The 20098-nt window shown below is 70.0% G+C and carries 18 protein-coding genes and 1 tRNA gene; 11 read left to right on the top strand and 8 right to left on the bottom strand.

The features are described 5' to 3' along the window. Window positions 1-519: 519 nt before the first annotated feature. On the bottom strand, window positions 520-1260 hold the full coding sequence (locus ABZ564_RS12185; RefSeq protein WP_360853749.1) for a DUF5324 family protein: 741 nt from the start codon (window positions 1258-1260) through the stop codon (window positions 520-522). 399 nt (window positions 1261-1659) lie between these two features. Between ABZ564_RS12185 and ABZ564_RS12180 the strand changes: the two genes are divergently transcribed. Further along, complete coding sequence (locus tag ABZ564_RS12180) at window positions 1660-2187, top strand: peptidylprolyl isomerase (protein ID WP_360853746.1); 528 nt, start codon at window positions 1660-1662, stop codon at window positions 2185-2187. A 168-nt stretch (window positions 2188-2355) separates the two neighbouring features. Beyond that, complete coding sequence (locus tag ABZ564_RS12175) at window positions 2356-3255, top strand: rhomboid family intramembrane serine protease (protein ID WP_360853859.1); 900 nt, start codon at window positions 2356-2358, stop codon at window positions 3253-3255. Between the two features lie 330 nt (window positions 3256-3585). Here the strand turns inward: ABZ564_RS12175 and crgA are convergent, their stop codons facing one another. After that, on the bottom strand, window positions 3586-3840 hold the full coding sequence (gene crgA / locus ABZ564_RS12170) for a cell division protein CrgA (protein WP_360853743.1): 255 nt from the start codon (window positions 3838-3840) through the stop codon (window positions 3586-3588). Between the two features lie 141 nt (window positions 3841-3981). Here crgA and ABZ564_RS12165 point away from each other — a divergent pair, with 141 nt between their 5' ends. The 5 genes from ABZ564_RS12165 (at window position 3982) to ABZ564_RS12145 (ending at window position 7830) form a co-directional block, all read left to right on the top strand. Next, on the top strand, window positions 3982-4749 hold the full coding sequence (locus tag ABZ564_RS12165) for a DUF881 domain-containing protein (protein ID WP_360853740.1): 768 nt from the start codon (window positions 3982-3984) through the stop codon (window positions 4747-4749). A 92-nt stretch (window positions 4750-4841) separates the two neighbouring features. Beyond that, window positions 4842-5027, top strand: a complete 186-nt coding sequence (locus ABZ564_RS12160) for a hypothetical protein (RefSeq protein WP_360853737.1) — start codon at window positions 4842-4844, stop codon at window positions 5025-5027. After that, complete coding sequence (locus tag ABZ564_RS12155; RefSeq protein ID WP_360853734.1) at window positions 5024-5662, top strand: aminodeoxychorismate/anthranilate synthase component II; 639 nt, start codon at window positions 5024-5026, stop codon at window positions 5660-5662. Before ABZ564_RS12160 ends, ABZ564_RS12155 begins: the two co-directional genes overlap by 4 nt. Next, window positions 5659-7068 (top strand): class E sortase, encoded by a 1410-nt coding sequence (locus tag ABZ564_RS12150; protein WP_360853731.1) that lies wholly within the window; start codon window positions 5659-5661, stop codon window positions 7066-7068. The genes ABZ564_RS12155 and ABZ564_RS12150 overlap by 4 nt, the downstream gene beginning before the upstream one ends. Window positions 7069-7101: 33 nt before the next feature. Next, complete coding sequence (locus tag ABZ564_RS12145) at window positions 7102-7830, top strand: class E sortase (protein WP_360853728.1); 729 nt, start codon at window positions 7102-7104, stop codon at window positions 7828-7830. A gap of 71 nt (window positions 7831-7901) precedes the next feature. Here ABZ564_RS12145 and pknB read toward each other — a convergent pair whose 3' ends face one another. The 6 genes from pknB to ABZ564_RS12115 all read right to left on the bottom strand — a co-directional run bounded on the left by pknB (window position 7902) and on the right by ABZ564_RS12115 (window position 15972). Further along, window positions 7902-9890: a Stk1 family PASTA domain-containing Ser/Thr kinase gene (gene pknB, locus ABZ564_RS12140; protein ID WP_360853725.1), complete on the bottom strand. Its 1989-nt coding sequence runs from the start codon at window positions 9888-9890 to the stop codon at window positions 7902-7904. A gap of 167 nt (window positions 9891-10057) precedes the next feature. After that, a complete protein-coding gene (locus ABZ564_RS12135) occupies window positions 10058-11515 on the bottom strand; it encodes a penicillin-binding transpeptidase domain-containing protein (RefSeq protein ID WP_360853722.1) in 1458 nt (485 codons plus the stop codon). Next, a complete protein-coding gene (locus ABZ564_RS12130) occupies window positions 11512-12921 on the bottom strand; it encodes an FtsW/RodA/SpoVE family cell cycle protein (protein ID WP_360853719.1) in 1410 nt (469 codons plus the stop codon). The genes ABZ564_RS12135 and ABZ564_RS12130 overlap by 4 nt, the downstream gene beginning before the upstream one ends. A 23-nt stretch (window positions 12922-12944) precedes the next feature. Beyond that, the gene (locus ABZ564_RS12125) at window positions 12945-14450 is read right to left on the bottom strand and encodes a Stp1/IreP family PP2C-type Ser/Thr phosphatase (protein ID WP_360853716.1); all 1506 of its coding nucleotides are present in this window, start codon (window positions 14448-14450) and stop codon (window positions 12945-12947) included. A gap of 129 nt (window positions 14451-14579) precedes the next feature. After that, entirely contained in the window at window positions 14580-15092 is a 513-nt protein-coding gene (locus ABZ564_RS12120) for an FHA domain-containing protein (RefSeq protein WP_360853713.1), read from the bottom strand. Between the two features lie 10 nt (window positions 15093-15102). Next, window positions 15103-15972, bottom strand: a complete 870-nt coding sequence (locus ABZ564_RS12115; RefSeq protein ID WP_360853710.1) for a DUF3662 and FHA domain-containing protein — start codon at window positions 15970-15972, stop codon at window positions 15103-15105. Window positions 15973-16353: 381 nt separating this feature from the next. Here ABZ564_RS12115 and ABZ564_RS12110 point away from each other — a divergent pair. The 4 genes from ABZ564_RS12110 (at window position 16354) to ABZ564_RS12095 (ending at window position 19978) form a co-directional block, all read left to right on the top strand. After that, window positions 16354-16436, top strand: a tRNA-Leu gene (locus ABZ564_RS12110). Between the two features lie 509 nt (window positions 16437-16945). Continuing rightward, window positions 16946-18493 carry a DUF2252 domain-containing protein gene (locus ABZ564_RS12105; RefSeq protein WP_360853707.1) on the top strand — a complete coding sequence of 516 codons (1548 nt, stop codon included), beginning with the start codon at window positions 16946-16948 and terminating at the stop codon, window positions 18491-18493. Between the two features lie 202 nt (window positions 18494-18695). Beyond that, window positions 18696-19571 (top strand): J domain-containing protein, encoded by an 876-nt coding sequence (locus ABZ564_RS12100; RefSeq protein ID WP_360853704.1) that lies wholly within the window; start codon window positions 18696-18698, stop codon window positions 19569-19571. A 62-nt stretch (window positions 19572-19633) separates the two neighbouring features. Further along, window positions 19634-19978, top strand: coding sequence for a rhodanese-like domain-containing protein (locus tag ABZ564_RS12095; protein ID WP_018522123.1), 345 nt, complete (start codon window positions 19634-19636; stop codon window positions 19976-19978). Window positions 19979-20098 lie beyond the last annotated feature (120 nt).

Here is a 20098-nt window from a genome sequence, read left to right as displayed (position 1 = left end):
CGTAGAAACCGTTCTCGAAATGCAAATCTCGTTGAGCCCGTGCTGGCATGTCAGCACGGCACCGGGATCGAGGGCGATCGAGCCGGACCGAGGAGGATGGAATCAGGCGTGTTTGTCGCGATTTCCCGGCGTTTTCGCAGGTCAGGGAGGTAACGCTTTCGGGTTCGAATCTCCTGGGCTCCACATCTTCAGAACTCCCCTGACCTGCAAAAACGCGGGTCGGGGGAGTTCTCTGCATGGGGCTGCGCCGGGCCGCGCGGCAGTCGGACACGCCCTCAAGGATTCTTCATCGCTCCGCTCCTGCGGTCGCCCTGCCCGCCGCGCTCGCGGCCGGGACCCACAGGGCGGGCGGAGGGCCGGGGCGGGAAGGCATCGCCCCGCTCGCGGCGGTACGGGGTGTGGCCGTCGTGCGTCCGGGTACGCGGACGGGCGCCGGGAGACCTCGGGGTCCTCCGGCGCCCGTCCCGGCACGCGTGCCGTCGAGCGGTGTCCGCCGCCGTGCCCGCCGGCCGCAGGGGCTCAGGGGCGGTCGTCCGGGTCCGTGCCGCCCACGGCGTCCGGGCCGTCCTCGCCCGCCGCCTCGGCGTCCGCCTGCTTGGCCTCGACCTCGGGGTCCAGGATCGCCGAGGCGTTCGGGCTGCCGTCGACGGAGGACAGCGGGGCGCGGTCGTCGACCTCGGTGGGGGCCGGGGGCTCCACCAGCCACTCGGGGTTGGCCTGCTTGTCCCACCAGCGCCACAGGGCGTATCCGACGCCTGCGAGGACACCGGTCACGAGCAGGCCCTTGAACGCCTTGCCGGCCCTGGCCCGCCGCTCGTGCTTCCGGGCCAGCTTGCGGATCTGCTTCGCCGTGACCTGCCCGCGCAGGGCGGCCACCGCGGCGGCGCTGCGGGCCGCGGCCTCCTCGGCCACCGGCTGGGCGGCGGCCCTGGCGCTCTCGATGCGCGGAACGGTGTAGTCCGCGGCGCTGCGGGCGGCCTGTCGGGTGCGGAGCGCGGCGCGCTGGGCGACCTCGTCGACCTTGGGGGGTACGTGTGTGCGGGCGAGTTCGATACGGGGGGCGACGTGCACGCCGTACTGGGCACGGGCCTGCTCGGCTGCCTTTGACACCTTCGGTGCGAGCAGCGTGCGGGCTTCGTGCGCATAGTGAACGGCTTGTTCCTTGGCCGAGTCGGCGTAGGGCGCCACCACGTCCGCGGCGTGCTGCACGCTGTCCCTCGCCGAGTCGGTTGCGGCACGCACGCTGTCGATGCGGGTCACGGGATCCTCCTCCTTGGTGGCGGGTTGGTACTCCGCCTTTCCACCCATTTCGAGATCATGCCCGCGCGGTGCCGGTGCGGCACGTGGGGCGGGCATCCGGGTCATGCGGTGCACAAAGGATGTCTCGGGTGATGTGGTGCAAGGGGAGCCTTCCGCCGACCATGCCACGCTTCGGCCCGCCGCGCGCCTGTTCGGCACGCACGTGGCGGCAGGTTCGGCACGCGCATGGCGGCATCGGTCGGACCGGGACGGCACGGGAAGGCGTCCGGCGCTCGCCTCGGACACTCTGTGTGCCGCCCGTGCGAGGATCGGAGCGTCGGGGCCGGACCGGTTGCCGGAAAGGGCCGATGCGCAGCGCGGCTGCGCAGAGCACACGTGCAGACTCACGGAAGGCAGATCGTGGCCGAGCAGCTTTACGCCACCTTGAAGACCAACCAGGGCGACATCGAGATCCGGCTCCTGCCGAACCATGCTCCCAAGACGGTCAAGAACTTCGTCGAGCTCGCCACCGGGGAGCGCGAGTGGACCCACCCGGCGACCGGGGCGAAGACCACGGACCGGCTGTACGACGGCACCGTATTCCACCGCGTGATCAGCGGTTTCATGATTCAGGGCGGCGACCCGCTGGGGAACGGCACCGGTGGTCCGGGCTACGAGTTCGCGGACGAGTTCCACCCCGACCTCGCCTTCACCAAGCCGTATCTGCTCGCCATGGCCAACGCGGGGCCGGCCACCAACGGCTCGCAGTTCTTCATCACGGTTTCGCCGACGGCCTGGCTGACCGGCAAGCACACCATCTTCGGTGAGGTGACGACCGACGCGGGCAAGAAGGTCGTCGACGCCATCGCGGGGACCGCGACCAACGCGCGGACCGACCGGCCGGTGCAGGACGTCGTCATCGAGTCGGTCGTCGTCGAGACACGCTGAGCGCTCTTCGTCATCGCTCGGTCACTCTCCGGTTTCACGTTCGGGAACCAACCGCCCCGCCCGTCCGTATCTCCTGACAGAACGGATGCGCGGGGCGGTGTCGTGCGCATCCCCGCGACACGAGGACCGAACGACGAGGACCGAGGGGACCGGGAAGCCATGGGACCGATGGACCAGCAGCCGCCGGGTGCGTCCGGACCGCCCCCGCCCGCGGAGGGCCCGGCCGTCTGCTACCGCCACCCGGACCGCGAGACGGCGGTCCGGTGCGTTCGCTGCGACCGCCCCATCTGCCCGGACTGCATGGTCAGCGCGTCGGTCGGCTTCCAGTGCCCGGACTGCGTCCGCCAGGGATCCGGTACGGGACACGGCGCGTCCGCGGCCCGGCCGCGCACGCTGGCCGGCGGTGTCGTCGCGGCCGACCCCCGGCTGATCACCAAGATCCTGCTGGGGATCAACATCGCGGTGTTCGTCGCGGTGGCGGTGAACACCGCGCTGATCGACGACCTGGAGCTCCTGGGCCGGGCCAGCTTCTCCTACGGCGGGCCGGTCGAGGGCGTCGCGGAGGGCCAGTGGTACCGGCTGGTGACGGCGATGTTCCTGCACCAGGCGGTGTTGCACATGGCCTTCAACATGCTGGGGCTGTGGTGGCTGGGCGGACCGCTCGAAGCGGTGCTGGGCCGGGTGCGCTACCTCGCGCTGTATCTGCTCTCCGGGCTGGCGGGCAGCGCCCTGACGTACTGGCTCGCGGAGCCGAACCAGCCCTCGCTGGGAGCCTCGGGCGCCGTCTTCGGTCTGCTGGGCGCGACCATCGTGCTGATGCGCCGGCTGAACTACGACATGCGCCCGGTCTTCATGATCCTCGCGCTCAACCTGGTCATCACGTTCAACCCGTGGGGCGGGATCGCCTGGCAGGCGCATGTCGGGGGACTGGTCGCCGGGATACTGATCGGGGTCGCCATGATGCACGCCCCGCGTGAGCGGCGTGATCTCGTGCAGTTCGGGACCTGCGCCGTGGTCCTGGTGGCCACCATCCTGATCGTGGTGGCCAGAACGGCCGCCCTGTCCTGAGGGTTGTCCCGTCATCCCCGGCGGGCGCGTTCCACAAGGCTGTTGCGGACCATTTGTGACCGAAGTTGTCCACAGGGTTCCGCAGAGTGATCCCGATCTTGTGCATAGTGCGGGCACAACTGTGCCCCTTGTCCCTGAGCTGGGTTTTTCCAGTCGGGACAAGGGGCTTCCTGCCCCCGAGAGGGATGGACGCAGTCACGCCGGCGTCAACGGCCGGTAAGTTATCCACAGATCTTCCGACCTTTTCCCCTGCCTGTGGATAACGCTGTGGGTAACTCAGGGCAGGGGTTGCGGGGCGGGGTCGACGTGTGGTCTACGCGGTCGCGCAGGCTACTTCCACTGGGTGGAGACGCCGAAGCCGCCGGCGATGAAGCCGAAGCCGACGACGATGTTCCAGTTCTGCAGTGACTCGACCGGCAGGTCGCCGTCGGTCACGTAGAAAACGACGATCCAGGCCAGACCGATCAGGAACAGCGCCAGCATCACGGGCGCGACCCAGCTGCGGTTGGTCAGCTTTATGTTGGTCGTCTGCTTCGCCGGGGGCGGCGTGAAGTCGGCCTTCTTGCGGATACGTGACTTCGGCACGAGGAACTCTCCTGTCGATGCGCTGCGTGACCGCGCAGGGAACTGTGGCTGGCGCCGGGGCGGGGCGCAAGGGGGAATGTGGCCTCCCCCGGGCGTCCGTTAGCGTAGTGCTTCCGTGGCACCGAAGGAGATAAGGGTACGTTGAGCAATTCTGCCGACTCTCCCCCCGGGCCGGTCCGGCGCACCTTCCGGCACCCGGTCAGAGTGCTCACGGCTGCCGTTTTCGCCCTTGCCGGCCTCATCTTCGTGACCAGCGCGAATACGGCGAAGGGCACCAATATCCGCACCGACGCCTCGCTGCTGAAACTCTCCGACCTCATCCAGCAGCGCAGCGAGAAGAACGCCGCCCTGGAGGAGTCCGCCGCCTCCGTGCGCGGGGACGTCGACAGCCTCGCCCAGCGCGACAACGGCAGCACCAAGGCGGAGGCCGCCAGGCTCAAGGCGCTGGAGCGGGCCGCCGGCACCACCCGGCTGTCCGGCCGGGCCGTGTCCGTCACGCTCGACGACGCCCCGCCGAACGCCACCGCGAGCCCCGGCTATCCCGATCCTCAGCCCAACGACCTGGTCATCCACCAGCAGGACCTCCAGGCGGTCGTCAACGCCCTGTGGCAGGGCGGCGCCCGGGGCATCAAGGTCATGGACCAGCGGCTGATCTCCACCAGCGCCGTGCGCTGCGTCGGCAACACCCTGATCCTCCAGGGCCGGGTCTACTCACCCCCGTACAAGATCACCGCCGTGGGCGACCCCGGTGCGCTGCGGCGGGCGCTGGACGCCTCGCCGGCGATCCAGAACTACCTGCTGTACGTGAAGGCGTACGGGCTCGGCTGGAAGGTCGACGAGGACGGGGCGGTGACGCTGCCCGGATACTCGGGCACGGTGGACCTGCACTACGCGGAGCCGGTGAAGTAGCTTCCCGCGCCGCGGGTGCACGGCTTTCCACAGCGGCCCCACGCCGGGGCCCCGGCCCTCTAGTCTGGTCCCGTACCGAATGGAGGGTCTGGATGTACAGCTGGCTCTGGCGGCATCTGCCGGGCAACGTGTGGGTGCGCGCGGCCCTTTCGCTCGTGCTCGCCCTGGCGGTCGTCTATGTGCTGTTCCAGTACGTCTTCCCCTGGGCGGAACCGCTGCTTCCGTTCGGTGACGTGACGGTCGACGGCGCGAGCGCGGCGACGGGGGCCGGTCGATGAGCGCCCGCATCCTGGTCGTCGACAACTACGACAGCTTCGTCTTCAACCTCGTCCAGTACCTCTACCAGCTGGGCGCCGAGTGCGAGGTACTGCGCAACGACGAGGTGACCACGGCGCACGCCCAGGACGGCTTCGACGGCGTCCTGCTCTCCCCCGGCCCCGGCACCCCGGAGCACGCGGGCGTCTGCATCGACATGGTGCGGCACTGCGCGGCGACCGGCGTCCCGGTCTTCGGGGTCTGCCTGGGCATGCAGTCCATGGCGGTGGCGTACGGCGGTGTCGTCGGCCGCGCCCCCGAGCTGCTGCACGGCAAGACCTCCCCGGTGCTCCACGAGGGCACGGGCGTGTTCGCCGGACTGCCCTCGCCGTTCACCGCGACCCGCTACCACTCGCTCGCCGCCGAGCCGGCCACGGTGCCCGACGAGCTGGAGGTCACCGCGCGGACCGCCGACGGCATCATCATGGGCCTGCGCCACCGGGAGCTGGCCGTCGAGGGCGTGCAGTTCCACCCGGAGTCGGTGCTCACCGAGCACGGCCATCTGATGCTGGCCAACTGGCTGGTGCGCTGCGGGGACACCGGAGCCGTCGAAAGGTCGGCGGGGCTCGCTCCGGTGGTGGGCAAGGCCGTCGCGTGACCCCACCCCGCCACGGAGCCGGGGCCGGGCAGGACGACCCGCACGATCCGCGGGCGTACGAGGACCCGGGCGCGTTCGAGGCGGCGGTCCACGGGCTGCCGGACCCGTTGAACGACCCGCTGCCGGGGCAGGGGCCCATGGCGCCGCAGCAGCACGCCCCGTACGTCCCCCAAGGCCCTCAGCAGGCCCCGCAGGAGTGGTACGACCCCGAGGGGTACCAACGCGACTGGTACGGCCGCCAGGGGCCCGTACAGCGGCCTTTCGCCGACCCGGTGCCTCTGGCCGCTCCCCCGCCCCCGGCCGGCCCGGCGCACCTGGCCGCTCCGCAGCCCCCGGCAGCCCCGTACCTCTCGACCGACCCGGAGCCCCCGGTCGCCCCGTACCTCTCGACCGACCCGGAGCCCCCGGTCGCTCCCCGCCCCCCGGGCGGCGAGGCCGTGGAGCCGGCCACCGAGGTCCTCGGGCGGATGGACCCGGCCGCGCCGGCGCCCCGCCCGGAGGCGGAGGGAGCCGCCGGGACCGGCCGGACCGACGACGTACACCACGTCGGCACGCCTGCGGAGGGTGTGCCCCCCACGCCGCCGCCCGGCGGCCGCGCCGAGCGCAGGCGCGCCGCCCAGGGCCGCGGACGGCGGCGCCAGGGGCCGCGGCCGGGCGCCGGGAACGCGGCGGACGGGACCCCGGCGAAGCCCATGACCCGCATGGAGGCGCGCCGGGCGGCCAAGGCCGCCAAGGACAGTCCTGCGGTCGTCATCAGCCGGGTCGTCGGCGAACTGTTCATCACGCTCGGCGTCCTGATGCTGTTGTTCGTCGCCTACCAGCTCTGGTGGACGAATGTGCGGGCCGACCAGATCGCCGGCCGGGAGACCCACAAGATCCAGGACGACTGGGCCAAGGGCAGCCCCGGACAAGAGGCGTTCGAACCGGGGCAGGGCTTCGCCATCATCCACATCCCCAAACTGGACGTGGTCACGCCGATCGCCGAGGGCATCAGCAAGGAGAAGGTCCTCGACCGGGGCATGGTCGGCCACTACAGCGAGGAACCGCTGCGCACCGCGATGCCCTCCGACAAGCAGGGCAACTTCGCGCTGGCCGGGCACCGCAACACGCACGGCGAGCCGTTCCGCTACATCAACCGGCTGCGCCCCGGCGACCCGATCGTGGTCGAGACCCGGGAGGCGTACTACACGTACGAGATGACGAGCGCCCTGCCGCAGACCTCGCCGTCCAACGTCTCCGTGATCGGGGCGGTGCCGCCGGAGTCCGGCTTCACCAAGCCCGGCCGGTACATCACGTTGACGACGTGTACACCCGAATTCACGAGTACGTACCGTTTGATCGTCTGGGGCAAGATGGTCGACGAACGGCCGCGCAGCAAGGGGAAGCCCGACGTGCTCGTGGACTGAACGGGCTGGACGTCATGACGACAGGGCGGTGCTATGACAGCGACGACCGAGGACCAGGAGCGGACCGACGAGTCCGCGCCCCCCGCGCGGAAGGGCGGCCGCCATCCCCTCGCGACCGCTGTCAGTGTCTTCGGTGAACTCCTCATCACCGCAGGTCTGGTGCTCGGGCTGTTCGTCGTCTACTCCCTGTGGTGGACGAACGTGCTCGCCGACCGCGAGGCGGACAAGCAGGGCGACACCGTCCGCGACCGCTGGGCCGACGGCCCCGGCGCGCTGGACACCAAGGACGGCATCGGCTTCCTCCACGTCCCGTCGATGAGGAACGGCGAGGTGCTCGTCAAGAAGGGCACCGACACCGAGACGCTCAACGACGGAGTCGCCGGCTACTACACCGATCCGGTGAAATCCGCGCTCCCCTCCGACAAGGAGGGCAACTTCACGCTGGCCGCCCACCGGGACGGACACGGGGCGAAGTTCCACAACATCGACAAGGTGCGCACCGGGGACGCGATCGTCTTCGAGACGAAGGACACCTGGTACGTCTACAAGGTCTTCAACGAGCTGCCGGAGACGTCCAAGTACAACGTCGAGGTGCTGAGCCCCGTCCCGAAGGGCTCCGGCGCGAAGAAGGCCGGCCGCTACATCACGCTCACGACCTGCACCCCGGTCTTCACGTCGAAGTACCGCTACATCGTGTGGGGCGAGCTGGTTCGTACGGAGAAGGTCGACCGCGACCGTACGAAGCCGGTGGAGCTGCGCTGAGACAGCGCTACGGCAGAGGGCCCCGGTCACCGCGAAGGTGACCGGGGCCCTCTGTGCGTACCTGGTACGGGTCAGTGACCCTGTCCGCCGTTCTGCCCGCCGAAGATGCCGCCGCCCTCGACGGTGGTCAGGGTGACCGTGCCGCCCTTGTCCACCGGCTGGTTGGGCAGCGGAGCGCTCATGACCACCTTGGCGTCCGGCTTGTCGACCGAACCGGGACCGAGTGCGACGACCAGGTCCATGGCTTCCAGCTGCGCCTTCGCCTCCTGGTACGTCTTGCCGACGATGTCACCCGGGACGTTCACCTTCTCGGGCTCGGCCGGGCCCTTGGAGACCTTGAGGATGATCGAGGTGTCCTTGCCGGCCTTCGTGTTCGGCTCGGGGTTCTGGCCGATCACCTCGTTCGCCGGCTTGTCGGAGTCCTCGTCGGACCTGCCGATGTTGGTGAAGCCGAGTCCCCTCAGCTGGTTCACCGCGTCGTCGTACGAGCGTCCTGTCAGCGGCGGCACGGTGAGCAGCTGCTCCGTGGCGACCGTGAGCTTGACCTCGGAGTTCTCCTCGGCCTTGGTGTTCCCCTTGGGGGACTGCTCCAGGACGGTGCCGGGCTCGGCCTGGTCGGACTCGACCGAGGTGACGGTGACCGTGAAGCCCTTCTTCTCCAGGGCCTCGCGGGCGCTGTCCTCGGACTTCTCGGTGACGTCCGGGACCTCGATCTTCGGGGGGCCGCTGGAGACGAAGACCGTGACGGTCTCCTGCTCCTGCATCTGCTCCTCAGCCGTCGGCGTCTGACGGCAGATCTTGTTCCTGGGCTGTTCCTTGCACTCTTCCTTCGGGCCGACCTTGAGCACGATGTTCGTGTTGTCGGCGAGTTTCTGAGCGTCCTTGAGGGTGCTGCCGACCATGTTGGGCACGTCGATCGCGCCCTTGTCGCCGCCGTCGCCGCCGAAGACAGCCTTGCCGATGAGGATCGCGCCGATCAGGACCAGGATGCCCGCGACGACCAGGAGGATCGTCGAGGTGTGGTTCTTCTTCTGCCTGCGGCGGTCGGGGCGGTCGTCGTAGCCGTAGCCGCCGTCGTCCGGGTTGACCGGCGGCAGCATCGACGTGCGCTCGCCGCTCTGGTCGGCGGCGCGCAGGGCGGTGGTGGGCTGGTCGTTGTCGTATCCGCCGCCGTAGCCCCCGTAACCAGCCGCGCCCATCGCGGCGGTCGCGGCGACCGGCTGGCCGTCGAGGCACGCCTCGATGTCGGCGCGCATCTCGTCGGCCGACTGGTAGCGGTAGTCGGGGTCCTTGGTGAGGGCCTTCAGCACGATCGCGTCCATGGCGGGCGTGATCTCGGGGTCGAAGTTGCTCGGCGGCTGCGGCTCTTCCCGTACATGCTGGTAGGCGACCGCGACGGGCGAGTCCCCGACGAACGGCGGCCGGACCGTCAGCAGCTCGTAGAGCAGGCAGCCGGTCGAGTACAGGTCGGACCGCGCGTCGACCTGCTCGCCCTTGGCCTGCTCGGGGGAGAGGTACTGGGCGGTGCCGATGACGGCCGCGGTCTGGGTCATCGTCATGCCGGAGTCGCCCATGGCGCGGGCGATGCCGAAGTCCATGACCTTGACCTGTCCGGTCCGGGTCAGCATGACGTTGGCCGGCTTGATGTCCCGGTGGACGATGCCCGCGCGGTGCGAGTACTCCAGCGCCTGCAGGATGCCCACGGTCATCTCGAGCGTGCGCTCGGGCAGCAGTCTGCGCCCCGAGTGCAGCAGCTCCCGGAGCGTCGAGCCGTCGACGTACTCCATGACGATGTACGGGATGGAGACCCCGTCGACGTAGTCCTCACCGGTGTCGTACACCGCGACGATCGCCGGATGGTTGAGCGAGGCTGCGGACTGGGCCTCACGGCGGAACCGGGCCTGGAAGGACGGGTCGCGGGCGAGGTCCGCCCGGAGCGTCTTCACAGCCACGGTGCGGCCGAGCCGGGTGTCGTGGGCGAGGTAGACCTCGGCCATGCCACCACGGCCGAGCACCGAGCCCAGCTCGTACCGGCCGCCGAGGCGACGCGGCTCTTCCATAACTGTTCCAGCCCTCTCCGTCAGTCCTGACCGCACCGGTGCGCGGTCCGGCGGTGTGCTGTTCGCGCATACGCTACCGGCCGCGCATCAGCTGATCGGCCCGCAGGCGATACCTGATATCCGACCGGTATCCGCGGGAGCGCATTCGCGGCCGGGTGCGAGCGGTGTCACTTCTCGCTGTCGATGACCGCCTTCATGACCGCCTTCGCGATCGGGGCGGCCAGGCCGCCGCCGGAGATGTTGTCGCGGGTGGCGTCGCTGTCCTCCACGACGACGGCCACGGCAACCGGCGAACCGTTGTCGGTCTGCGCGTACGAGATGAACCACGCGTACGGGTTCCCCTTGTTGTTCAGACCGTTCTGGGCGGTACCGGTCTTGCCGCCGACCGTGACGCCGGGGATCCGGGCGTTCGTGCCCGTGCCCTTCTCGACGACGGTCTTCATCATTTCCTGGAGCTTCTGGGCGTTCTCCGCCGAGAGGGGTTGGCTGAGCTCCTCCTTCTCGTGCGTGTAGATCACGTCCAGGTTGGGCGCCTTGCGCTCGGCGACCATGTACGGCTGCATCAGCTTGCCGTCGTTGGCGACGGCGGAGGCGACCATCGCCATCTGGAGCGGGGTGGCGCGGTTGGACGCCTGGCCGATGCCCGCCATGGCGTTCTGCGGCCGGTTGTCCTCGGGGTACACGCTGGCGTTCGAGCGGACGGGCGTGAAGATCTCCTTGTTGAAGCCGAACTTGTTGGCCTCGTCGATCATCTTCTGGTTGCCCAGGTCATCGCTGATCTTGCCGAAGACGGTGTTGCAGGAGTAGCGCAGCGCATCGCGGAGCGAGGCGTTCTCGCACGGGATGTTGCCCTCGTTGTCCAGGTTGTCGGTCGACTGCGGCAGGCGCCAGGGCAGCGGCGACTCGGTGTCCTCGTCGATGTCGGTGTAGAGCCCGTTCTCCAGGGCGGCGGCCGCGGTGACGACCTTGAACGTCGAGCCCGGCGGGTAGGTCTCGCGCAGCGCCCGGTTGAGCATCGGCTTGTCCTTGTCCTTCAGCAGGGACTGCCACGCCTTGGTGTCGGAGTCGCTGTTGCCCGCGAAGGTCGAGGGGTCGTACGAGGGGGTGCTGGCGAGGGCCAGGATGGCGCCGGTCCGCGGGTCGAGGGCGGCGACGGCGCCCTTCTTCTTGCCGAGGCCCTCGAAGGCGGCCTTCTGGGCGGCGCCGTTGAGCGTGGTGACGATGTTGCCGCCCTGCTTCTCCTCACCGGTGAACATCGACAGGGTGCGGTTGAAGAAGAGCTGGTCGTCGTTGCCGGTGAGTATGCCGTCCTCGATGCTCTCCAGCTGGGTGGCGCCGAATGCCTGCGAGGAGTAACCGGTGACGGGCGCCCACATGGGGCCGTCCTTCCAGACCCGCTTGTACTTGAAGTCGCTGTCCTTGGTCTCGGTGGACCCGGTGACGGCCTTTCCGTCGACGATGATGTTGCCGCGCTCGTGCGCGTACCGCTCGATGCGGACACGGCGGTTCTCGTCGCGGGTGGTGAGGGCGTCGGCCTTCACGTACTGCAGGTAGTTGGTCCGCGCGAGCAGGGCGAAGATCAGGACGCCGCAGAAGATGGCGATCCGGCGCAGGGGCTTGTTCACGGGCGGACCACCTGGGTCATCTCGGCGTCGGTCGAGGGCGCGGGGGCGGGGGCGGGGCGCCGGGCGGTGTCGCTGATGCGGATGAGGATGCCGATGAGGGCCCAGTTGGCGAGAACGGACGAGCCACCGTAGGCGAGGAACGGCATCGTCATACCACTCAGCGGAATCAGGCCCATGACGCCGCCGGCCACCACGAAGACCTGGATGGCGAACGCGCCGGAGAGGCCCGCGGCCAGGAGCTTGCCGAAGGGGTCGCGGGCGGCGAGGGCGGTACGGATGCCGCGCTCGACGATCAGACCGTAGATCAGCAGGACGGCCATCATCCCGGCGAGGCCGAGCTCTTCACCGACAGTGGAGAGGATGAAGTCCGCGTTGGCGGCGAACATGATCAGGTCGGAGTTGCCCTGCCCCAGTCCGGTGCCGATCGTGCCGCCGGAGCCGAAGGCCATGAGGGACTGCGCGATCTGGTCGCTCTGTTCCATCGTCGCCTTGGCGAACGGGTCGAGCCAGGCGTTCACACGTTCCTGTACGTGATGCTCGAACGACGCCACCCCCACCGCGCCGGCCGCCGACATCAGCAGACCGAAGACGATCCAGCTGGTCCGCTCCGTGGCGACGTACAGCATGATCACGAAGAGGCCGAAGAACAGCAGGGACGTACCGAGGTCGGTCTCGAAGACGAGGATCAGGATCGACAGGGCCCAGATGGTGATGATCGGCCCGAGGTCACGGCCACGCGGCAGATACATGCCCATGAAACGGCGGCTGGCGAGGGCCAGTGCGTCCCTTTTGACCATCAGGTAGCCGGAGAAGAAGATCGCGATGAGGATCTTGGCGAACTCACCCGGCTGGATCGAGAACGGGCCGAGGCTGATCCAGATCTTCGCGCCGTTCACCGCGGGGAAGAACATCGGGATGACCAGCAGAACCAGAGCCGCGGCCATCGAGATGTACGTGTAGCGTTGCAGGATGCGGTGGTCCTTGAGGATCATCAGGACCGCGACGAAGAATGCGACACCGATCGCCGAGTAGAGCAGCTGCTTGGGGGCGTCGGGGCTGTACGCCCCGTACAGGTACTCCGCACGCCTGATCAGCCTCGGCGACTGGTCGAGCCGCCAGATCAGCACCAGGCCCAGACCGTTCAGCAGCGTCGCCAGCGGCAGCAGCAGCGGGTCCGCGTACGGGGCGAACTTCCGCACCACGAGATGGGCGACCCCGCCGAGCAGGATGAGCCCCGCTCCGTAGCCGAACATGCCGGACGGGAGCTTGCCGTCCATGGCCAGGCCCACGTTGGCGTAGGCGAACACCGAGATGGCGATGGCGAAGACCATCATCATCAGTTCGGTGTTGCGCCGGCTCGGCGCGTTGATCGCGCCGATCGTGGTCGTGTTGGTGACAACGCTCATGGTGCTGAAGGCCCCCTACGGCTCTACTTCTTACCGCACTGCGGGACCAGCTTCTTCTCTTCCTCCGAGAGGCTGGGCCCAGGAGTGGGAGTCGTGGAAGTCTGCTCGGACTTGGTGTCGCCACCGGATGTCTTGGCGGACTTCGACGCCTTGGTGGCGTCGCCGTCCGTGCCCTGCGCCTGGCCCTCGTCGCCGTGCGCCTTCTCCGCCGCGCGGCGCTGCTCGTCCTTCTTGCAGGCGGACGCCTGGGTGGAGAGCTCACTGATCTTCTGGCGGGCGTCGGCGAGGCTGCCCTCGGCGATCGTCGCCTCGACCTTCTTGCGCTGGTAGGCGGGGAGGTACTTGAGTTCGATCTCGGGATGGTCCGTCTCGACCTTCGAGAGCGAGAGCCAGCCGAGGTCCTGGCTGACGCCCCGGTACAGCGCGACGTTGTCGTTCTTCGCGCCGACGTAGAACTGGGTCTGGGTCCAGCGGTAACCGCCGTACAGGCCGCCGCCGACCACGGCCAGCGCGAGCACGGTGTACAGGGACCGCTTGAGCCACTTGCGGCCGCCGCGCTTGACGAAGTCGTCGTCCGTGTAGGACGAGAAGGACCCCTCGGGCATCCCGCCGTAGTCGCCGTCGTCACCGCTGCCGGGAGGGCCGAAGCTCCCCGCGGGCGGCGGTACGGGACGGCCGAGGCCGGCCGCGCGCCCCGCGGGCGTCTGCATCGCGCCGTCGTCGTTCAGCTGGGCCGCCTGGTTCTCGGCGACCGCGCCGACGACGACCGGGGTGTCATTGAGCTGCCCGGCCAGGGTGTCGTTGCTGTCGACGTCGAAGACATCAGCGACGATGCAGGTGATGTTGTCCGGTCCGCCGCCGCGCAGGGCGAGCTGGATCAGGTCCTGGATGGTCTCCTGGGGGCCCTGGTAGCTGGCGAGCGTCTCCTCCATCGTCTGGTGGGAGACGACGCCGGAGAGCCCGTCGGAGCAGATCAGATAGCGGTCGCCGGCCCGGACCTCACGGATGGAGAGGTCGGGTTCGACGTGGTCGCCACTGCCCAGCGCGCGCATCAGCAGGGAGCGCTGCGGGTGGGTGGTGGCCTCCTCCTCGGTGATCCGGCCCTCGTCGACCAGACGCTGGACCCAGGTGTGGTCCTGCGTGATCTGGGTGAGCACGCCGTCGCGCAGCAGGTACGCGCGCGAGTCGCCGACGTGGACCAGGCCGAGGCGCTGGCCGGTCCAGAGCAGGGCGGTGAGCGTGGTGCCCATGCCCTCCAGCTGAGGGTCCTCCTCGACCATCATCCGGAGCTGGTCGTTGGCCCGCTGGACCGCCGTGCCGAGCGAGGTGAGGATGTCGGAGCCGGGCACGTCGTCGTCGAGCTGGACGAGGGTGGAGATCACTTCGGAGCTGGCGACCTCGCCGGCCGCCTGGCCGCCCATGCCGTCGGCGATCGCGAGAAGGCGGGGACCGGCGTAGCCGGAGTCCTCGTTGCCCTCCCGGATCATGCCCTTGTGCGATCCGGCGGCGAAGCGCAGGGACAGACTCATGCGCACCTCACCCGTCGATTCGGGGTACAGCCGGTCTCGAGCCACACTGCCCACCCTCCGGTCGGGAGCCTGGCCGGGTCCGGTGCCCGGACCCCCGCGGCTCGCTCGCTCCGCTCGCTCATTGTCGTACTACTTCCGCAGCTCGATGACGGTCTTGCCGATCCGGATCGGCGCGCCCAGCGGAACAGGCGTCGGGGTGGTGAGACGGGTCCGGTCCAGGTACGTGCCGTTGGTGGACCCGAGATCCTCGACGATCCACTGGCCGTCACGGTCGGGGTAGATCCTGGCATGCCTGCTGGACGCGTAGTCGTCGTCCAGCACGATCGTTGAATCATGGGCCCGGCCCAGCGTGATCGTCTGACCCTGGAGCGCCACCGTGGTGCCGGTGAGCGTGCCCTCGGAGACGACCAGCTTGGTCGGGGCTCCCCGGCGCTGGCGGCCGGGCTGCTGGCGCTGCTGCGGCGGCGCCGGGTTCTGGCGCGCCTGTGGCGGACGTGCGTCGGGCGTGGTGCGGCGCGAGCCGCGCTGCGTGACGCGCGTTCCGAACAGGTCGCTGCGAATGACCTGGACGGCCACGATGACGAACAGCCACAGAACAGCCAGGAAACCTAGCCGCATGACCGTAAGGGTCAGCTCTGACATTGCCCCCGCTTCACCCTTCGGCTTGCCGGTAAACGATGGTGGTGCTGCCCACGACGATCCGCGAGCCGTCGCGGAGCGTAGCGCGGGTGGTGTGCTGCCCGTCTACCACGATGCCGTTGGTAGACCCGAGATCCTGGATCGTCGAGGGCGTTCCGGTCCTGATCTCACAGTGCCGGCGGGAGACGCCGGGGTCGTCGATCCGCACGTCGGCGTCGGTGCTGCGGCCCATGACCAGCGTCGGGCGGGAGATCTGGTGGCGGGTGCCGTTGATCTCGATCCAGCGTCGCACCTGCGCGCTCGGCAGGGAGGTGGGGGTGGCCGGCGGACGCCGGTCGGGGCCGCCGTGACGCCCGGCGCCCGGAGGCGGGGCCGTGGGCATGGGCGGGGCGGAGGACGGCGGGTAGCCGTAGCCGCCGGGGGCCTGGGGGGCGGGACGCCCGGGGTGGTTCGGGTAGCCCTGCTGGGGGGACCGGCCGCCGTAGCTCTGATCCTGTCCCTGTGACGAACTCGACGCCAGCGTGCGGCTGCGGACCCGGTAGAGACCGGTGTCGAGGTCCTCGGCCTTCTCCAGGTGGACCTTGATCGGGCCCATGAAGGTGTACCGCTGCTGCTTGGCGTAGTCCCGGACCAGGCCGGAGAGCTCGTCGCCCAGCTGGCCGGAGTACGGGCTCAGACGCTCGTAGTCGGGGGCGCTGAGCTCGACGATGAAGTCATTGGGGACGACGGTGCGCTCACGGTTCCAGATGGTGGCGTTGTTGTCGCACTCCCGCTGGAGGGCACCCGCGATCTCGACCGGCTGGACCTCGGACTTGAAGACCTTGGCGAAAGTGCCGTTGACCAGACCTTCGAGACGCTGCTCGAAACGCTTCATCACTCCCATGGGGCACCTCCTCCGGTGTCATCGTCCCTGTACTGCTTACTGATCGTATCCACGCGTCGGGAAATCAGCTGGTTCCCCTTGTCTGCCCTGGGGATGAGTGTCCCCCCTCACACGGATCGTAGAGGCGGCCTCCTCACAGTGTCCCGCACGTTGGACGCACTCAGGAGGAGTGGGGGCGACCGCTCCGGGTTCCCGGTTCCTTCGGACGTTCCTCGGACGCCGGCCGCAGACGTTCCTCGGGCGCCGACCGGGCGGGTGCGAGTGCCCGTCGAGCGGGCGGCGAAACAACGGATGTGAATCCACCCTGTCCAGCGTGCTAATCTTCCGGATGTCGCCAGGAGCTCGCACCGAAAAGTGAGAGAGTCTGGAAACACCACTCATGCGCGAGTGGCGGAACGGCAGACGCGCTGGCTTCAGGTGCCAGTGTCCTTAGGGACGTGGGGGTTCAAATCCCCCCTCGCGCACAAGAAGGAAGCCCCTCAGGCCTTGGCCTGGGGGGCTTCTTCGGTTTTGACCGTCTGCCCTCGTGCGTGTGCTTGGTTTCACGTGAAACACCCCATTCAAGACTGTGGCCGGCCCCGCCGACGCTCTGGTTCGCCGGGGCCTGGTGACGAGGGCCTCGCCGGCCTGGCCGAGAGGAAGCGTCGGACGGTTGCCGCGCTTTCGGTCCGTTCTCCCGCCGTCTCTCCGGCTGACGCGGCTTCGCGGTCGTGGCCGGGCCTGATGCCGACGCGTCGGCATGGAGGGAAGAGGGGGACGGAGGGGCGGTGGGATCTGTGGGATCTGAGGGGGCGGTGGCCGCAGAGGCGGTGAGGACCGCAGAGGCGGTGGGGCCGAGGGCCTGACCAGCGGGGAAGGTTCCGGGCGGAGTCGTCCACAGGGGCAGACGGTGGCTGGTGTACGGCGGTACCGTCGGCGGCAGTTGATGTGGGGTGGAACCCGGCGTTCGCGCCGGAGGGGGAGGCTGCGCGCCATGGACGGAACCGAAGGGGCACTGCCGCCGACAGGAGGGGCCGAGCTCGGCGGTGTGGAGGCGGGGGCGCGGGGTCCGCTTCCGGCCGGCGCGGATGGGCCGGCGGCGGGAGCCTCGCTGCTTGCCGGGGCGGGTGGGCCGCGGATACCGGCCGTGCCGGGGTTCGCACGCCGTACGGACAGGGCTTGCGCAAAGGGCGCGGGGGCACCGGAGGTCCCGAAGCAGAGGGGTAAGGCGCTGCGCGCGCGAGTGCCCCGGTCCGCGCACGCGACGCTGGCCCTGCCGTCAGGGCGGCCCGACGCGGTGCGCGCGGTCGAGGAGTCGAACCGGGGCCGGGTGCCGGGGCTGACGCCGATACGGGTGGGCCGGATGGCGGCCACCCCTTTCGCCTTCCTGCGCGGCTCGGCCGGGCTGATGGCCCACGACCTGGTGGGCACCCCTGTCACCGGGGTGGCCGCCCAGCTCTGTGGCGACGCGCACGCGGCCAACTTCGGGCTGTACGGCGATGCGCGGGGCAACCTCGTCATCGACCTGAACGACTTCGACGAGACCGTGGTCGGGCCCTGGGAGTGGGACCTCAAGCGCCTCGCCACCTCCCTGGTGCTCGCGGGCCGCGGGGCCGGCGCCGACGAGGACACCTGCCGCAAGGCCGCGTACGGCGCCGTGGGCGCCTACCGGCGGACGATGCGGCTGCTGGCCAGGATGCCCGCGCTCGACGCGTGGAACGCCATCGCGGACGAGGAACTCGTCTCCCACGCCGACGCGCGGGACCTGCTCGGCACTCTGGAGCGGGTCGCCGAGAAGGCCCGCAACAACACCAGCGCCCGCTTCGCGGCGAAGTCCACGGAGGACTGCGAGGACGGCGGCCGACGTTTCGTCGACGCGCCGCCGGTGCTGCGCCGGGTGCCGGACGCCGAGGCCGCGGCCGTGGCGGTGGGGCTCGGGGACTATCTGGGCACCGTCTCCGAGGACCGGCTGCCGCTGCTGGCCCGCTACGCGATCCATGACGTGGCGTTCCGGGTGGTCGGGACGGGCAGCGTGGGTACCCGCTCCTACGTGGTGCTGCTGCTGGACCACCGGGGGGAGCCGCTGGTGCTCCAGGTGAAGGAGGCCAGGCCCTCCGTCCTGGCGCCGCACCTGGCCGCCGTGGGGTTCGAGGTGCCGGAGGTCGCGCACGAAGGGCGCCGCGTGGTGCTCGGGCAGAAGCGGATGCAGGTCGTCAGTGACCATTTGCTGGGGTGGACGACGGTGGACGGCCGGCCCTTCCAGGTGCGGCAGTTCCGGAACCGCAAGGGCAGCGTCGATCCCGCCGCCCTGGCCGCCGATCAGGTCGACGACTACGGGCGGATGACCGGGGCGCTGCTGGCGCGGGCCCACGCGCACAGTGCGGACCCGAGGCTCCTCGCGGGCTACTGCGGCAAGAACGACGAGCTGGACGAGGCGGTGGCGGCCTTCGCGGTGACGTACGCGGACCGCACGGAGGCGGACCACGCGGAGCTGGTGCGGGCGATCGGGGCAGGGCGGATAGCCGCGGAGCACGGGGTGTGAGGGGCTGCTGGGGAGCGGGTGCGGCTGTTGGGCAGGGGGCGGCTGCGGGTCAGTGGATCCGGCCGTGGGGCAGTGGGGCCGGCCGTGGGGCAGTGGGGCCGGCCGTTGTGCACGGGTGTGACCGGCCGCCGGGCAGGAGCGCGATGTCTTCCGGGCCGACCGCGGGTCCCCGGCGAGCGGGCAGGGGCCATACGCTGGACGGGTGACCCACGAAGCCGCCGGGGTGCCGACCTCCCGGAACGACGATGACCTGCAGGACGAGGCACGGCTGGACGCCGGCCGCGAGGCGGAGGCCGGGGGGCAGGAGCGGCCCGAGGCTCGGCTTGCGCGCGCTGTGCGGGCGGCGGAACAGGCACTGATCGAGTTCGAGATCGCGGTGGAGACGTTCCGGGTCGAGGTGGAGAACTTCTCCAGGCTGCACCACCAGCGGCTGGGCCCGATGTACGCGCGGCTCGACGAACTCGACGCGCAGATCGCCGAGGCGCGGGCGGCCAGGACCGGTGACCCCGAGGACCTGCGCAGGGCGGAGGAGGCGCGGGCGGTCGTGATGCCCATGCCGGGCGTGGACGAGCTGTTCCACGACTGGATGGACTCCGACGGGCTGTCCCCGGAGGCGGCGGCCATGCTGACCGATCAGCCGGTCCGGCCGCCCAAGCGGGTCCGGCCAACCGAGGAGGCGCGCAAGCTGTACCGCGACCTGGCCCGCAGAGCTCACCCGGATCTGGCGCAGGACGAGGCGGAGCGGGCCAGGCGGGACGAGTTCATCGCCCGCGTCAACGCCGCCTACGGGCGCGGGGACGAGGCCCTGCTCAAGGAACTTGCCGAGGAGTGGTCGGCCGGGCCGGTCGCGCCGCAGCCGGAACTGAGCGAGACCGACGAGCTCTACGCCCGGCTGAACTGGCTGACCCAGCGCAAGGAACTGCTGACCGAGGTGGCCCAGGACCTGGAGGAGAGCGCGATCGGCGCCATGCTGCGGATGGCCCCGGACGACCCGGACCACCTGCTGGAGGAGATCGCCGAACAGTTGCTGGGCGAGGTCTCACAGCGTGAGGCGGAACTCGCGGCTCTGGTGCAGTAGCGTTTTCGGTGACTCCGGAGCGCACTGACGAGAGAGCGCACTGACGAGAGAAGGCATGCCCCATGAATTTCGGCCCGCTTCCCACGGTCGATGTCGCATCCGTACCGGCGGACGGCCTGGTGCTGGACGTCCGGGAGAACGACGAGTGGGCGGCCGGCCACGTCGACGGTGCCCTGCACATTCCGATGAGCGACTTCGTGGGCCGCTTCGGTGAGGTGACCGAGGCGGTGGAGGACGGCCGGCGCGTGCATGTGATGTGCCGGGTCGGCGGCCGGTCCGCCCAGGTCACCCAGTACCTGGTACAGCAGGGCATCGACGCCGTGAACATCGAGGGCGGCATGCTCGCCTGGGACGGCGCGGGCCGCCCGATGGTCACCGACAACGGCGCCCCGGCCTTCGTCGCCTGACGCAGCGGGACGCCGACAGGGCTCGGCGGCCGTCGGGGCGGCGTCGGCCGCCCCGCTGCCTGTCACCGCCCGCCGCTCGTCAGCGGCGGCCGGGCGGGTGGGGAACCGGGCAGGCGGGCG

The organism is Streptomyces sp. NPDC019224 (assembly GCF_040632605.1).
In the GTDB taxonomy this organism is placed as follows: domain Bacteria; phylum Actinomycetota; class Actinomycetes; order Streptomycetales; family Streptomycetaceae; genus Streptomyces.
Note: the sequence above shows the minus strand (reverse complement) of the source record. Positions and strands in the feature narration are given on the sequence as shown.